The sequence below is a fragment of the Streptomyces caelestis genome, assembly GCF_001279005.1.
Taxonomy (GTDB): Bacteria; Actinomycetota; Actinomycetes; order Streptomycetales; family Streptomycetaceae; genus Streptomyces; species Streptomyces heliomycini.
Genome location: NZ_LGCN01000228.1, coordinates 225,863 through 240,477 on the forward strand (window position 1 = coordinate 225,863; position 14,615 = coordinate 240,477).

General features: G+C 72.7%; 13 protein-coding genes. 6 read left to right on the forward strand and 7 right to left on the reverse strand.

Translation table 11 applies throughout. The features are described 5' to 3' along the window. The first annotated feature begins 177 nt into the window (after positions 1–177). Genes ADK41_RS29710 through ADK41_RS29725 form a run of 4 tightly spaced genes read left to right on the forward strand, consistent with a single transcriptional unit; the run spans position 178 to position 6,081 of the window. Entirely contained in the window at positions 178–918 is a 741-nt protein-coding gene (locus ADK41_RS29710; RefSeq protein ID WP_167353492.1) for a response regulator transcription factor, read from the forward strand. Beyond that, entirely contained in the window at positions 915–2,492 is a 1,578-nt protein-coding gene (locus tag ADK41_RS29715; RefSeq protein ID WP_030820336.1) for a sensor histidine kinase, read from the forward strand. Before ADK41_RS29710 ends, ADK41_RS29715 begins: the two co-directional genes overlap by 4 nt. Positions 2,493–2,506: 14 nt before the next feature. Further along, positions 2,507–3,892 (forward strand): bifunctional glycosyltransferase family 2/GtrA family protein, encoded by a 1,386-nt coding sequence (locus tag ADK41_RS29720; protein WP_037803493.1) that lies wholly within the window; start codon positions 2,507–2,509, stop codon positions 3,890–3,892. Next, positions 3,889–6,081, forward strand: a complete 2,193-nt coding sequence (locus ADK41_RS29725) for an ArnT family glycosyltransferase (RefSeq protein ID WP_030820346.1) — start codon at positions 3,889–3,891, stop codon at positions 6,079–6,081. The genes ADK41_RS29720 and ADK41_RS29725 overlap by 4 nt, the downstream gene beginning before the upstream one ends. A 60-nt stretch (positions 6,082–6,141) precedes the next feature. Here the strand turns inward: ADK41_RS29725 and ADK41_RS29730 are convergent, their stop codons facing one another. Both ADK41_RS29730 and ADK41_RS29735 read right to left on the reverse strand, forming a co-directional pair. Then, positions 6,142–6,612: a PPOX class F420-dependent oxidoreductase gene (locus tag ADK41_RS29730; protein WP_030820348.1), complete on the reverse strand. Its 471-nt coding sequence runs from the start codon at positions 6,610–6,612 to the stop codon at positions 6,142–6,144. Positions 6,613–6,621: 9 nt separating this feature from the next. After that, a complete protein-coding gene (locus ADK41_RS29735) occupies positions 6,622–6,978 on the reverse strand; it encodes an STAS domain-containing protein (RefSeq protein WP_030820350.1) in 357 nt (118 codons plus the stop codon). A gap of 203 nt (positions 6,979–7,181) precedes the next feature. On the opposite strand from ADK41_RS29735, the gene ADK41_RS29740 reads away from it, so the two are divergent. Next, positions 7,182–7,949 carry an ANTAR domain-containing protein gene (locus tag ADK41_RS29740; RefSeq protein WP_030820352.1) on the forward strand — a complete coding sequence of 256 codons (768 nt, stop codon included), beginning with the start codon at positions 7,182–7,184 and terminating at the stop codon, positions 7,947–7,949. An 8-nt stretch (positions 7,950–7,957) separates the two neighbouring features. Here the strand turns inward: ADK41_RS29740 and ADK41_RS29745 are convergent, their stop codons facing one another. From ADK41_RS29745 to ADK41_RS29755, 3 genes are all read right to left on the reverse strand, one after another. Further along, positions 7,958–8,779, reverse strand: coding sequence for a YceI family protein (locus ADK41_RS29745; RefSeq protein ID WP_030820354.1), 822 nt, complete (start codon positions 8,777–8,779; stop codon positions 7,958–7,960). Between the two features lie 108 nt (positions 8,780–8,887). Continuing rightward, positions 8,888–11,452 (reverse strand): MFS transporter, encoded by a 2,565-nt coding sequence (locus ADK41_RS29750; protein ID WP_078661807.1) that lies wholly within the window; start codon positions 11,450–11,452, stop codon positions 8,888–8,890. A 13-nt stretch (positions 11,453–11,465) separates the two neighbouring features. Beyond that, positions 11,466–11,957 carry a MarR family winged helix-turn-helix transcriptional regulator gene (locus tag ADK41_RS29755; protein WP_030820358.1) on the reverse strand — a complete coding sequence of 164 codons (492 nt, stop codon included), beginning with the start codon at positions 11,955–11,957 and terminating at the stop codon, positions 11,466–11,468. A 286-nt stretch (positions 11,958–12,243) separates the two neighbouring features. Here ADK41_RS29755 and ADK41_RS29760 point away from each other — a divergent pair, with 286 nt between their 5' ends. After that, complete coding sequence (locus ADK41_RS29760; protein WP_030820360.1) at positions 12,244–12,438, forward strand: hypothetical protein; 195 nt, start codon at positions 12,244–12,246, stop codon at positions 12,436–12,438. Between the two features lie 193 nt (positions 12,439–12,631). On the opposite strand, the gene ADK41_RS29765 is transcribed toward ADK41_RS29760, so the two are convergent. Both ADK41_RS29765 and ADK41_RS29770 read right to left on the reverse strand, forming a co-directional pair. Then, positions 12,632–13,534 carry an RNA polymerase sigma factor SigF gene (locus ADK41_RS29765; protein WP_030820362.1) on the reverse strand — a complete coding sequence of 301 codons (903 nt, stop codon included), beginning with the start codon at positions 13,532–13,534 and terminating at the stop codon, positions 12,632–12,634. A gap of 247 nt (positions 13,535–13,781) precedes the next feature. Further along, entirely contained in the window at positions 13,782–14,576 is a 795-nt protein-coding gene (locus ADK41_RS29770; protein ID WP_063781739.1) for an RNA polymerase sigma factor SigF, read from the reverse strand. Between the last annotated feature and the right edge of the window lie 39 nt (positions 14,577–14,615).

The window sequence follows — 14,615 nt, forward strand, 5'->3', positions numbered from 1 at the left end:
TGCGCGAGTGCCGCCGCCGTCGGGACGGTCCGGGACACCGGGGTCTGCCAGGAGGCCGTCACATACCAGCGGGCCCGGCTCCTCGGCCTGCCCGGCCGAGCGGGGCCTGTGGGTTTCTCAGGTAAAACACAGGTTCCCGAAAGGGTGCTCTCAGAGGCCCCGGACATCGTGTGCGGTATGACCACGATCTCGCCCCAGGGGCGCACCGAACTGCTGAGGCCGGACGGGAGCCCCGTCCGCGTGCTTGTGGTGGACGACGAGCAGTCGATCACCGAGCTGCTGTCCATGGCCCTGCGGTACGAGGGCTGGCAGATCCGCAGCGCGGGGGACGGCCAGGGGGCCCTCCGCGCCGCACGCGAGTTCCGGCCCGACGCCGTCGTGCTGGACATGATGCTGCCGGACATGAACGGACTGGCCATCCTCGGCCGGCTGCGCCGCGAGCTGCCGGACGTGCCCGTGCTGTTCCTCACCGCCAAGGACGCCGTCGAGGACCGCATCGCCGGACTGACCGCCGGCGGGGACGACTACGTCACCAAGCCGTTCAGCCTGGAGGAGGTCGTCGCCCGGCTGCGCGGACTGATCCGCCGCTCCGGCGCGGCCGACCGCCGCTCCGAGTCGATGCTGGTCGTCGGCGACCTCACCCTCGACGAGGACAGCCACGAGGTCACCCGCGGCGGCGACGACATCCACCTCACCGCCACCGAGTTCGAGCTGCTGCGCTTCCTGATGCGCAATCCGCGGCGCGTGCTCAGCAAGGCCCAGATCCTCGACCGGGTCTGGTCGTACGACTTCGGCGGGCAGGCGAACGTCGTCGAGCTGTACATCTCGTACCTGCGCAGGAAGATCGACGCGGGCCGGGAGCCGATGATCCACACCCGGCGCGGCGCCGGCTACATGATCAAGCCCGCCGTCTCGTGAGCGGACGACGGCGGCCGCGTCCGCAGCGGCGGGCACGCTCCCCGCGCACCCTGCGGACACGGCTCGTCGTCGCGTCCGTGGTGCTGATCGCGGTGGTGTGCGCGGTGATCGGCACCGTGACCACGCTGGCGCTGCGGTCCCACCTGTACGAGCAACTGGACGGGCAGCTGAAGGAGGTCGCGGCGCGCGCGTCGGGCGCCTTCGGGCCGCCGGGACAAGGCGGGGACGGAGTCGGCCGGGAGCCCAAGCCGGTCGATCTCACCGAGTTCGTCGCCCACGGCCCGCAGCCGAGCCACACCATCGCGGCGAAGGTCGAGGAGGGCGCCGTCACGGAGGCCCTGTACGGAAAGAAGTCCGAGGACGACTTCTCGATGAGCGCCAAGTCGCTGGACGTGGCCCAGACCACCGCACTCGGCTCCGTCGCCCGGGACTTCACCGAGCACACCGTGGACATCCCCGGCCTCGGGACCTACCGCGCCGTCTACCGAGCAGGTCCCAACGGCGCCTTCTACACCGCCCTCCCCACGGCGGACGTCGACAACACCATCAACACCCTGATCCTCGTCGAGATCAGCGTCACCGCCGCCGGGCTCATCGCCGCGTCCCTGGCCGGAGCCGTCATCGTCGGCGTCGCCACCCGCCCCCTCCGCAAGGTCGCCGCCACCGCCACCCGCGTCTCCGAACTGCCCCTGCACACCGGTGAGGTGCACCTCAAGGAGCGCGTCCCCGAGTCCGAGTGCGATCCGCACAGCGAGGTCGGCCGGGTCGGCGCCGCCCTCAACCGGATGCTCGACCACGTCCACGGGGCGCTGCACGCCCGGCAGGAGAGCGAGACCCGGGTACGGCAGTTCGTCGCGGACGCCAGCCACGAGCTGCGCACACCGCTGGCCTCCATCCGGGGCTACGCCGAACTCACCCGGCGCGGCCGGGAACAGGTCGGCCCCGACACCCGGCACGCGCTCGGCCGGATCGAGTCCGAGGCGAGCCGGATGACCCTGCTCGTCGAGGACCTGCTGCTGCTCGCCCGGCTGGACGCGGGACGTCCCCTGCAGTTCGAGGAGACCGACCTCGTCCCGCTCGTCGTGGACACCGTCAGCGACGCCCGCGCCGCCGGCCAGGAGCACGTCTGGCGGCTCGAACTGCCCGACGAGCCCGCGCCGGTGTGCGCCGACGCCGCCCGGCTCCAGCAGGTCCTCGTCAACCTGCTCGGCAACGCCCGCAACCACACCCCGCCGGGCACCACCGTCACCGCCCGGGTGCGCCGCGACGGTCCCTGGCTCTGCCTCGACGTGGTCGACAACGGGCCGGGCATTCCGACCGCACTGCTCCCGCGCATCTTCGAACGGTTCGCGCGCGGCGACTCGGCACGCACCCGTGCCACCGGTTCGACCGGTCTGGGCCTGGCCATCGTGCAGGCCGTGGCGACCGCGCACGGCGGTGCCGTGACCGTCGACAGCGTGCCGGGGCACACCGCTTTCACGCTCCGTCTCCCCGCCGTCGAACCGCGGTCGGCGCCCGAGCCGTACCCACAGCCGCGGCACAGCCTCACCACATGGGCACGACAGGGCGCCTGAGCAGAGTCGGTTCCATGCGAACCGATTCTTCTCCCGGCACCCTGCCGGCGCGGGAGCACCTCCCGGCCGCCGGAGCGGGCACGCCGGTCCTGGACGTCGTGATCCCCGTCTACAACGAGGAGAAGGACCTCAAGCCGTGCGTCCGCAGACTGCACGAGCACCTGACCCGCACCTTCCCCTACGCCTTCCGCATCACGATCGCCGACAACGCCTCCACGGACGGCACCCCGCACGTGGCCGGCCGGCTGGCGGAACGGTTTCCGCGGGTGCGGTCGGTGCGCCTGGAGCAGAAGGGGCGCGGCCGGGCGCTGCGGACCGTCTGGTCCGCCTCGGACGCCCCCGTCCTCGCCTACATGGACGTGGACCTGTCCACCGACCTCAACGCGCTGCTCCCGCTGGTCGCCCCGCTGATCTCCGGCCACTCCGACCTCGCCATCGGCTCCCGGCTGAGCCGCAGCTCACGCGTGGTGCGGGGCGCCAAACGGGAGTTCATCAGCCGCTCGTACAACCTGATCCTGCGCGGCTCGCTGCAGGCCCGCTTCTCCGACGCGCAGTGCGGGTTCAAGGCGATCCGCCGTGACGTGGCCCAGGTGCTGCTGCCGCTGGTGGAGGACAGCGGCTGGTTCTTCGACACCGAGCTGCTGGTCCTCTCCGAGCGCGCGGGCCTGCGCATCCACGAGGTGCCGGTCGACTGGGTCGACGACCCCGACTCCACCGTGCGCATCGTGAGGACGGCGACCGACGACCTCAAGGGCGTCTGGCGGGTCGGCAGGGCGCTGGCCACCGGTTCGCTGCCGCTGGACCGGCTCGCCCGGCCCTTCGGCGACGACCCGCGCGACCGGGACATCGAGGACGTGCCGCGGGGACTGGCCCGCCAGCTGGTCGGCTTCTGCGTCGTCGGCGTCCTGTCCACCCTCTTCTACCTGCTGCTCTACAGCGGCTTCCGCACCTTCACCGGCTCCCAGACCGCCAACGGGCTCGCCCTGCTGGTCTCCGCGGTCGCCAACACCGCCGCCAACCGGCGGCTCACCTTCGGCGTGCGGGGGCGCGGCGGTGCCGTACGGCACCAGGCGCAGGGCCTGGTCGTCCTCGGCATCGGTCTCGCCCTGACCAGCGGCTCGCTCGCCGCGTTGAACGCCGCCACCAGCGACCCGGCCCACTCCACCGAGCTGGCGGTCCTCGTCGCGGCCAACCTCGCGGCGACCGTGCTGCGGTTCCTGCTCTTCCGCGCGTGGGTGTTCCCGGACCGTGACCGGTTCCCCGAGACCGCCTCCGCCCGGCAGGACGCCCCCGCCGCCTCCGCCCGGCAGGACGCGACCCTGCCGCTCCAGCAGGTCCGCGCGCCGCTGCCCGCCCGTCCGTCCCGGCCTTCCGACCACGAACCGAGGGACTTCCGATGACCCCGCAGTACGACCGGACGAGTCCCCCGGCGGACCCCGCCGCCTGGGGCCCCCCGGAGGGGGCCCGGCACGCGGCCCCCGGCACGGGCGAACCCCGCGGGCCCCTCGCCCGCAGAGCGTGGCGCGGCCGGCCCGAGGACCCCCGCTGGGCGCGCCCCGCCCTCCTCGGCCTGCTGCTGGCGACCGGACTGCTCTACCTCTACGACCTGAGCGCCTCCGGATACGCCAACTCCTTCTACTCGGCGGCCGTCCAGGCGGGCAGTGAGTCCTGGAAGGCGTTCTTCTTCGGCTCGCTGGACGCGGCGAACGCCATCACCGTGGACAAGCCCCCGGCCTCGCTGTGGCCGATGGAGCTGTCGGTCAGGGTCTTCGGCCTGAACTCCTGGGCGATCCTGGTGCCCGAGGCGCTCATGGGCGTCGGCACGGTCGCCGTCGTGTACGCGGCCGTCCGCCGCCGCTTCGGTCCGGCGGCCGGTCTGATCGCGGGCGCGGTCCTCGCGCTCACCCCGGTCGCGGCGCTGATGTTCCGGTTCAACAACCCGGACGCGATGCTGGCGCTGCTGACGTCCGTCGCCTGTTACCTCGTCGTCCGCGCCCTGGAGGACGGCCGCACGAAGTGGCTGGTGTGGGCCGGGGCCGCGATCGGTTTCGCGTTCCTCGCCAAGACCCTCCAGGCCTTCCTGATCCTCCCGGCCCTCGCGCTGGTCTACGGCGTCTGCGCGCCCGTGCGGCCGAGGAAGCGGCTGGGCCAGCTGGCGCTGGCGACCCTCGCGCTGGTCGTCTCCGGCGGCTGGTGGGTGGCGGTCGTCGAACTGTGGCCGGCGTCGTCGCGCCCGTACGTCGGCGGTTCGCAGAACAACAGCTTCCTTGAGCTGACCTTCGGCTACAACGGTCTCGGCCGGCTCAACGGCGAGGAGACCGGCAGCGTCGGCGGCGGTGGTGGTGGCATGGGCGGCGGCGGACAGTGGGGCGAGACCGGCTGGGACCGGATGTTCGACTCCGAGATCGGCGGCCAGATCTCCTGGCTGCTGCCCGCCGCGCTGATCCTGCTCGTCGCCGGCCTGGTGCTCACCCGGAAGGCCGCGCGGACCGACCTCGCCCGCGCCTCGTTCCTGGTGTGGGGCGGCTCGCTGCTGACGACCATGGTGGTCTTCAGCTACATGGCCGGCATCTTCCACCAGTACTACACGGTGGCCCTCGCCCCCTCCCTCGCGGCCGTGGTCGGCATGGGCGCGGCGGCCCTGTGGGAGAAGCGGCGGGCGCCGTGGGCGTCGCTCGCCCTCGCGGCCGCCGTCACGGCCACGGCGGCCTGGGGGTACGTGCTGCTCGACCGCACGCCCGACTACCTGCCGTGGCTGAAGTGGCCGGTCCTGGTCGGCGGGCTGGTCGCCGCCCTCGGGCTGGTCTTCGCGGGCAGGGTGGGGCGGCGGGTGGCGCTCGCGGCGGCGGGGCTGGGTCTGGCGGCCGCGCTGGCCGGTCCGACGGCGTACACGCTGAGCACCGTGCAGGAGGGACACACCGGTTCGATCGTCACCGCCGGTCCGGCCGGGGCGAGCAGGGGCGGCGGTCCCGGCGGAGGCGGCGGCGGCTTCCCCGGCGGGGGCGGGCCCGGCGGGCAGACCCCGCAGGGCGGCCAGGGCCAGACCCCGCCCGGCGCGGGCGGCAACGGCGCCGGCGGCTTCCTTGGCGGCGGCCCCACGGGCCAGGACGGTCAGGGCGGTCAGGGTGGCCGGAACGGCCAGGGCGCCCCGCGGAGCGGCACCGGCGACAGCGCCGAGGGCGGCATGCCCGGCGGCGCGGGCGGCGGCATGGGCGGTCTGCTCGGCGGCGCGGACGTCGACTCCGAGGCCAAGGAGCTGCTGGAGGCCGACGCCGACGACTACACCTGGGCCGCCGCGGCCATCGGCGCCCAGAACGCCGCGAGCTACCAGCTCTCCACCGGTGAACCCGTGATGGCGATCGGCGGCTTCAACGGCACCGACCCGTCCCCGACCCTGGCCCGGTTCAAGGAGTACGTGGCCGAAGGGAAGATCCACTACTTCGTCGCCGGCGGCGGCATGGGCGGCGGCATGGGCGGGGACTCCGGCGGCTCCGGGCAGATCTCCACCTGGGTGCAGGAGAACTTCGAGGAGGTGACGGCCGGCTCGGCCACCTTCTACGACCTCACACGGAAGACGACCGACGGCTGACGGTCCCCCGACGGGGACGAGGGCGGTGACACCCCGTGTCACCGCCCTCACGCGTTTCCCCTACTCCCCCTCGACCAGCCGCGCCGGGAAACCGCCGGTCGCCACCGGACCCCAGCGCTCCGGAGTGATCCGGATGATCGACTTGCCCTGCTTGACCATGGCGGCGCGGTACTCGTCCCAGTCCGGGTGCTCGCCGGCGATGTTCCGGTAGTACTCCACCAGCGGCTCCACGGAGTCGGGCGAGTCGACCACCTCGGCGGTGCCGTCGATCTGCACCCACGGCCCGTTCCAGTCGTCGCTGAGGACGATCAGGCTCACCCGGCCGTCCCGCTTGGCGTTGCGGGTCTTGGCGCGCTCGGGGTACGTGGAGACCACGATCCGGCCCGAGTCGTCGACCCCGCAGGTCAGCGGCGAGCCCTGGGGACCGCCGTCGGCCCGCCGGGTCAGCAGGATCGCCCGGTGCCGGGGCCGTACGAAGTCCAGCAGTTCGTCGAGGGACACACGGGTGTTCGTCGCGATGTTGGGTGCCATGGCGTCAGCCTAGGCCGCCATGGCCTCCGGGAGGTTGTCGTACACGGGGACGTCGCGGCGCAGGCCGGTCAGTTCCAGCACGCGGCCCGCCACGCTGCCCGGACGGGCCACCACGTACACGCGGGTGGCGGGGCGCAGCAGCCGGCGTACGTCGTTGATGAGGCGGACGCCCTGGGAGTCCATGAACCGGGTCGCGGTGAGGTCGAGGACCAGGACCCGGGGCTGCCGGCCGTCGCCGGTACGCGCTCCGGAGACGATGGTGCCGAGGAGGCCCCCGGCGTTGGAGGAGTCGATCTCCGGGGGGAGCCGGAGCAGCACGTGCGCGGACGCGTCACGCGGCTCGGAGGGGTTCGGCGGGAAGGTCACGGCGCTCACCTGGCAGACGTGTGTCGTCCGGGATTCCGGTAAGGCCGCTTCCTGACCCGCCCGCCCATTGCACCACGCCGGAGGGCGCCGGCGAAAGCGGGCCGGGGCGGCGGTCGGTCCGGATGCCGATACCCCGGATCCGGACGTCACCCCATCGCAACCGAACAGATAGAGTTCTGTGCGTCCTTTGCTCGCAGTCGGGAATGTGCTGCGGAGCTCTCCTGCGCACGGTGGTGACGCCGTGCACGCCGAAGAGGTTCGTGGTGGTTGCGTCCCGGTTTTCTGATTTGACCCGTTTCCCGGCTGGGTTGGAGCTGGCGGAAGCGCTCACACAAGCTGCACGGAAACTGCACGAGACGTCCGCTCCGGACAGCGCCCTGGAGACCGCGGTCCGTCTCGCGGTCGACCTCGTGCCGGGCGCCGACCACGCGGGCATCTCCGTCGTGGAGCGGGACAACCGGCGCTCCACGCTCGCCTGGACCGACGACGTCGTGCGCACCGCCGAGGAGGACGACGACCCCGGGGCCGGGCGCCGGCCGTACTGGCACCGGCTGTGGACCGCCCCCGTGGCCGCGGTCGAGGACAGCGAGAACGACGAGGGCGAGGGCGCGCTGGCCGGACTCGGCCTGCGGTCCGTGCTGTCGCTGCGGCTGCGGGCCGACCGTCGCCGGCTGACCGTGCTCACCGTCTACGCCCGCAAGCCGCGCGCCTTCGACGAGACCGCGCTGCGGATCGGCCGGCTGTTCACCGCGCACGTGGGCATCGCCCTCGACTCCGCCACCGTGCGCGAGCAGCTCACCGAGGCCATGCGCACCCGGGACCTGATCGGCCAGGCCACCGGCATCCTCATGGAGCGCCTGAACATCGACGCGGCCGGCGCCTTCGACAGCCTGGTGCGGGCCTCGCAGCGGGAGAACGTCAAACTGCGCGACCTCGCCCGCCGCATCGTCGACCCGCCCGGCACCCCCTGACGGGGGCGTCACGCGGCCGGGAGCGACGCCCCCTGGACGGCCTGGACGTCCAGCTCCACCCGGAGGGTGGCGCCGATGGCCGCGATGCCGGCCTGGACGACCTGGTTGTAGTTCATCGCGAAGTCCTCGCGCCGCAGTTCGGCCGTGGCGCGGAAGGCCGCCCGAGTGCCGCCCCAGGGGTCCGCCCCGGTGCCGAGGTAGGCCAGGTCCAGGTCGACGGGCCGGACGACCCCCCGCATGGCCAGCTCGCCGTGGACCGTCCAGCGGTCGGAACCCGCCTCGGACAGACCGGTGGACCGGTAGGTGATCTCGGGGTACCGCTCGACGTCCAGGAAGTCCGCGGACCGCAGATGGGTGTCGCGCATCCCGTTGCCGGTGTCGATGGACGCCGCCCGGATCACCGCCTCCACCCGCGACGCGGCGACGTCGTCCGGCGCGATCTCCACCAGGGCCGCGAACTCGGTGAACCGGCCCCGCACGCTGGAGATGCCCAGGTGCTGGGCGACCGCCGCCACGCTCGAATGCGCCGGGTCCACGGTCCACGGTCCCGGCGGCGGCAGCTCGGTGCCGCCCTGCCGGGCCAGCGTCACCGTTCCGACCTCGGCCCGCCCGCTCGCGGTGACGATCGCGCTGGCGGCGGCGGGCGCGTACCCGACCGCGGTGACGATCACGGTGTACGCCCCCGGCGCCAGCGCGGTGGCGTCCCGCACCACGCCCTCGGGGTCCGCCTCGGCGCGCAGCACCTGCGTGCCGGTCCCGTCGGCCACCGTGACGACCGCGTGCGACACGGCCCATCCGTCCCGGGTGCGGATCCTCGCGGTCAGTGACATCCCGTTCTCTCCCTGCGCAAACATACGAAATGGCCGAATGGGGCCGGCCCGTGGCGGGGGCGCGTCTCCGCTACAGGACGCGCCCGCCCGCCACGGGCCGGGGTTTCGCTACTCGCCCGGGTGGGCGAGCTCGATGTCGTGGTCGTCGACACCGGCGCCGGTGACCCTCAGGGCCGTCGCCACCGGCGGGTAGCCCGTGGCGATCACGGTGTACTCGCCGCCGTCCAGGTCGGCGAAGGCGTACGCCCCGTCCGCGCCGGTCGTCGCGGTGCCGGCCACGTTGCCCGCCGCGTCGACCAGGGTGACCCGGGCGTCGGCCAGCGGCCCGTGCGGGGCGCGGACCACGCCCCGCACCCGGGCGCCGGTCTCCAGGTCGACCTCGACCCGGGTGACCCCGGCGCCGCCCACCTCGACGGGCAGGGCGCGCGGCCGGTACCCGGCGGCGTTCACCGCCACGGTCACCGCGCCCGGCACCAGCTCGGCGAAGGAGAACTCGCCCTGCTCACCGGTGCTCCCGGTGGCCAGCAGATCCCCGCGCACATCGGTGACGATCACCATGGCGTCCGGCACCGGCAGCCCGGCGTCGGCGGTGCGGACCAGTCCGGTCAGCCCGCTGGTGCCGCTGAGCAGGATGTCGTAGGCGACCGGCTCGTCGTTCACCACGACCGTGGACGCCTGCGGCTGGTGGCCGTCGGCGGCGGCGATCAGGACGTACGACCCGGCCCCGGGCGCGTCCACCGCGTACGCGCCGTCGGCCTGCGCCACCGACCGGCCCAGCTGACGCCCGCCCAGCGAGATCAGCGTGACGGCGGCCCGCGGCACGGGCGCGCTGTCGGCGCCCCGCACGACACCGCGCACCGGGATGCCGCCGGAGGCGGGCGTCCCCGGCTCACCGGGGCCGGTCGCCGTGGCGACGGCGGCGAGCCGCTGGGTCGCCGCGGCCTTGTCGACCGGGGTGTCCGAGGCGGCGGAGGGCGCCGGCGCCTCGGCCGCCGTCGTACCGGACGAAACCGGCTCGTCGGCGACGCGGGCGGCTCCGGCGGGGGCCGGCGCCGCCGGCGGGGCGGTCTCGGCCGCGGCCTCCGCGGCCTGGGCCAGCGCGCCCGAGGTCCGCAGCGGGACCTCCTTGATGAACAGCGTCACCAGGAAGGCGAGCAGGGCGATCGGCGCGACGTACAGGAAGATGTCGGCGATGCCGTGCCCGTAGGCGCTCTCCAGCCAGGTGCGGATGGACGGGGGCAGCAGGTCCATGTCGGGGATCGTGCCGCTGCCGGAGGTCTTGGCGGCGGCCGCCTGCTCCTGCGGGCTGAGCTGCCCGATGGTGTCCTGGGCGTAGCCGGTGATCCGGCTGGACATGACCGAGCCGAGCACGGAGACGCCCACCGCGCCGCCGAGGGACCGGAAGAAGGTCACGACGGAGGAGGCCGCGCCCAGGTCGCCGGGGTCCACCTGGTTCTGCGTGCACAGGACCAGGTTCTGCATCATCATGCCGACGCCGAGACCCATGAGCGCCATGAAGACGCCGATGTGCCAGTAGGGGGTGTCGTAGCGCATGGTGCCGAGCAGGCCCAGGCCCGCCGTCAGCAGGACGCCGCCGGCCAGCAGCCAGCTCTTCCACCTGCCGGTCCTGGTGATGATGATGCCGGAGAGCGTGGACGATATGAACAGGCCGCCGATCATCGGGATGGTCATGACGCCCGACATCGTCGGGGACTTGTCCCGGGCCAGCTGGAAGTACTGGCTGAAGTAGACGGTGCCCGCGAACATCGCGATCCCGACGAACAGCGAGGCCAGCGAGGCCAGGGTGATGGTGCGGTTCCTGAACAGGCGCAGCGGGATGATCGGCTCGCTCGCCCGCGACTCGACGAAGAGGAAGACCAGCGTCAGCACGATCGAGCCGCCGACCATGACGCCCGTCTGCCAGGACATCCAGTCGTACTTGTCGTCGGCGAAGGTGACCCAGACGAGCAGCAGGCAGACGGCCGCGGTGACGAAGAAGGCGCCGGCCCAGTCGACCTTGGTCTTCCGCTTGACCACGGGCAGGTTCAGCGTCTTCTGCAGCACGATCAGCGCGATGATCGCGAAGGGCACGCCGACGTAGAGGCACCAGCGCCAGCCGAGCCAGCTGGTGTCGGTGATGACGCCGCCGAGCAGCGGGCCGCCGACGGTCGCGACGGCGAAGGTCGCGCCCAGGTAGCCGGAGTAGCGTCCGCGCTCACGCGGGGAGATCATCGCGGCCATGATGATCTGCGCCAGGGCGGACAGACCGCCGGCGCCCAGGCCCTGGATGGCGCGGGCGGTGATCAGCATCGCCGGGTTCTGCGCCAGACCGGCCACGACGGAGCCGATGACGAAGACGACCAGGGCCGCCTGGACCAGGATCTTCTTGCTGGTGAGGTCGGCGAGCTTGCCCCACAGGGGGGTGGAGGCGGTCATCGTCAGCAGCGAGGCGGTGACGACCCAGGTGTAGGCGCTCTGGCCGCCGCCGAGGTCGGAGACGATCTCGGGCAGGGCGTTGGTGACGATGGTCGACGACAGGATGGCGCAGAACATGCCGAGCAGCAGCCCGGAGAGCGCCTCCATGATCTGCCGATGGGTCATCGGAGCGTCTGCGGAGGAGCCTCCCCCGTGCTTGGCATGAGCCCGCACACCGTTCGGTGTGGTCGTTGCCATGGACTTCCTTCTCTTACGCGCTTGCGGGTGTACGGGTGGTCTGTTCGGGAGCGGGAGGCGCCGGACGGGGCACCGTGCGGCAGTCGCCGAAGCTGTCCCTGAGCCGGGCCATCAGCTGATTGAGCCGGCCGACCTCGTCGTCGGGCCAGTCGTCCAGGCGCTCCGCGAGGAGCCGGGTGGTCCGCCGGAACAGCTCGTCGAGCTGGGTCTGGCCGGAGGCGGTGAGGTGCAGGATGCGGGACCGCTTGTCGGCGGGATCGGGGGACCGCTCGATCCAGCCGCGCTCGGCCAGATGGGCGGCGTGGCGGCTGGTGACCGACATGTCCACGGACAGCAGCTCGGCGAGCTTGCTCATGCGCATGTCGCCGTGGCGGCCGAGCAGCGTCAGCACGGCGGCGGAGCCGCTGGGGCAGTCGGCCGGCAGGATCCGCCTCATCTCCCGCTTGACGGCGCCGAAGGCGCTGAACTGTCGCACCAGCTCCTCGTACTGCGCCTGCTCGGCCATGGCACCTCCCACTTGATTGCTTAGGGCAACGATAGGAATGGATGGTTGCCACAGGCAAATAAAAACGGGTCTTCCGGCTCAAAAACTTGGCAAAGGCAAGTAATCGCGAGAGTAAACCCGCAGGCCAGGGCCCTGTCCACCCCGTACGGGCCGTTCGCCGGCCCTCCGGGGCGCCGCGCGGATCCTGCCCGGAAGCCGCTCCCCGGGGCCGGTCCGAACCGCACGGCGCCCGCGGTCCGCGCCCCCGCTTGGGCGCCTCACCGGGCATTCGCTAGGGTCTCGGGACATGGCTAACTCCCAGGGCCCGCAGGGCAACCACGACCCCGCCGGCAGCACCCAGATGTTCCGCGCGTTCGTCGACGAGGAACCCCAGGCCCGGCAGGCCGCCGCGACCGGCGGCGGCCCGCGGATCGGCCTGATCGTCGGCATCGTCGTCGCCGTGGCGGTCGTCGCCGCGGTGGCCTGGCTCGCGCTGAAGTAGCCCGTCCCGGGGACCGCGCCGACGCGGTCCCGGCGTCGCGGTTCCCCTCAGGCGTGACGGCGGCGGCCCGGCGCGTGCGCGGGCACCGGAGAACGCGGCGGCCGCCGTTGCGCCCGTACGGGGCGCCCCGGCGGCCACGAGACCGATGTCACGCGCGGAGCGTCCCTCGGGCGCTCCGCCTCCTGATCACGCCTCAGTCCGCGATGAGGCCCTCCCGCAGCTGGGCGAGCGTGCGGGTGAGCAGCCGCGAGACGTGCATCTGGGAGATGCCGACCTCCTCGCCGATCTGCGACTGGGTCATGTTGGCGAAGAAGCGCAGCATGATGATCCGCCGCTCCCGGGGCGGCAGCTTGGCCAGCAGCGGCTTGAGCGACTCCCGGTACTCCACGCCCTCCAGCGCCGTGTCCTCGTAGCCGAGGCGGTCGGCGAGCGAGCCCTCGCCGCCGTCGTCCTCGGGGGCGGGGGAGTCCAGCGAGGACGCCGTGTACGCGTTGCCGACCGCGAGGCCGTCGACGACGTCCTCCTCCGACACGCCCAGCACGGCGGCGAGTTCGGGAACCGTCGGGGAGCGGTCCAGCTTCTGGGAGAGCTCGTCGCCGGCCTTCGTCAGCGCCAGGCGCAGCTCCTGCAGCCGGCGCGGCACCCGCACCGACCACGACGTGTCGCGGAAGAACCGCTTGATCTCGCCGACCACCGTCGGCATCGCGAACGTCGGGAACTCCACGCCCCGTTCGCAGTCGAAGCGGTCGATCGCCTTGATCAGCCCGATGGTGCCGACCTGGACGATGTCCTCCATCGGCTCGTTGCGCGAGCGGAACCGCGCCGCCGCGTACCGCACCAGCGGCAGGTTGAGCTCGATCAGGGTGTCCCGGACGTAGGCGCGCTCCGGGCTGTCCTCGTCCAGTACGGCGAGCCGCAGGAACAGGGAGCGGGAGAGGGTGCGGGTGTCGAGGGCCGCCGTGTCCGGGAGCTCCGGAGCGGGTGTGGTCGGGAGGGCCGGGCCCTCGTCGATGGGGCCGAGTGCGTCGAGAGCATGGGGAGCTGTCTCGCTCTCCGCGAGCGTGAGCACCTTCGAGCTGCCCTGTTCTGCGGACATGCCACCCCCTTTGGGTCGCGGGACGGTCGCGGCGGACGCTCCCCGATCGAGGAACGCAGCCATCACCTGGAATACCGGCGCCGAGGCTCCGGCAAACGCGCTTCCCGCAGAATGTCACATGTCGGCAACACGCTGTAGCGACATGTCGACATCAGAGACGCGAATCAGCCCTGGAAACAAGGGGTCTGACAGGCTTTCGGATCAGAAACGCACAGAACGGCACCGTTGAGCGATTCGCTCTTTCCGGTTACGCCTCGATCCTGTTTGCGGACCGCAGCCGCTGGAAGCTACGTGCCAGTAGACGGGACACGTGCATCTGCGAGACGCCGAGTTCCGCACTGATCTGCGACTGGGTGAGGTTGCTGTAGTAACGCAGCAGCAGGATGCGCTGCTCCCGCTCGGGCAGCTGGACGAGCAGGTGCCGGACGAGGTCGCGGTGCTCGACGCCGTCCAGGGCGGGATCCTCGTACCCCAGCCGGTCCAGCAGTCCGGGCATCCCGTCGCCCTCCTGCGCGGCCTCCAGCGAGGTGGCGTGGTACGACCGTCCGGCCTCGATGCAGGACAGCACCTCCTCCTCGGTGATGCGCAGCCGCTGGGCGATCTCGGCGGTCGACGGGGAGCGCCCGAAGGCGGTCGTCAGGTCCTCCGTCGCGCTGTTGACCTGCACCCACAGCTCGTGCAGCCGGCGCGGTACGTGGACGGTGCGGACGTTGTCCCGGAAGTACCGCTTGATCTCGCCGACCACCGTCGGCATCGCGAACGTCGGGAACTGCACGCCCCGGTCCGGGTCGAAGCGGTCGATGGCGTTGATCAGCCCGATGGTGCCGACCTGGACGACGTCCTCCATCGGCTCGTTGCGGGAGCGGAAACGGGCGGCGGCGTAGCGCACCAGGGGCAGGTTGGCCTCGATGAGCGCGGCGCGCACGCGGGTGTGTTCCGGCATGCCCGGCTCCAGCTCCTTGAGCTGGGCGAAGAGCAGCTGCGTCAGCGCCCGGGTGTCGGCGCCGCGCCGCTTGGCGGGGCTCACCGGCCGGTCGGCGATCGCCTCCGCGTCCGGGTCGGGGCCGGGGCCGGGGGAGGC

What these genes read in the sequence shown, in the direction of transcription:
- ADK41_RS29760 (WP_030820360.1), top strand. Translation starts at nt 12,244, where the DNA reads ATGGCTAACTCCCAGGGCCCGCAGGGCAACCACGACCCCGCCGGCAGC.
- ADK41_RS29720 (WP_037803493.1), top strand. Translation starts at nt 2,507, where the DNA reads ATGCGAACCGATTCTTCTCCCGGCACCCTGCCGGCGCGGGAGCACCTC.
- ADK41_RS29725 (WP_030820346.1), top strand. Translation starts at nt 3,889, where the DNA reads ATGACCCCGCAGTACGACCGGACGAGTCCCCCGGCGGACCCCGCCGCC.
- ADK41_RS29750 (WP_078661807.1), bottom strand. Translation starts at nt 11,452, where the DNA reads ATGGCAACGACCACACCGAACGGTGTGCGGGCTCATGCCAAGCACGGG.
- ADK41_RS29740 (WP_030820352.1), top strand. Translation starts at nt 7,182, where the DNA reads ATGTGCTGCGGAGCTCTCCTGCGCACGGTGGTGACGCCGTGCACGCCG.
- ADK41_RS29730 (WP_030820348.1), bottom strand. Translation starts at nt 6,612, where the DNA reads ATGGCACCCAACATCGCGACGAACACCCGTGTGTCCCTCGACGAACTG.
- ADK41_RS29710 (WP_167353492.1), top strand. Translation starts at nt 178, where the DNA reads ATGACCACGATCTCGCCCCAGGGGCGCACCGAACTGCTGAGGCCGGAC.
- ADK41_RS29755 (WP_030820358.1), bottom strand. Translation starts at nt 11,957, where the DNA reads ATGGCCGAGCAGGCGCAGTACGAGGAGCTGGTGCGACAGTTCAGCGCC.
- ADK41_RS29745 (WP_030820354.1), bottom strand. Translation starts at nt 8,779, where the DNA reads ATGTCACTGACCGCGAGGATCCGCACCCGGGACGGATGGGCCGTGTCG.
- ADK41_RS29765 (WP_030820362.1), bottom strand. Translation starts at nt 13,534, where the DNA reads ATGTCCGCAGAACAGGGCAGCTCGAAGGTGCTCACGCTCGCGGAGAGC.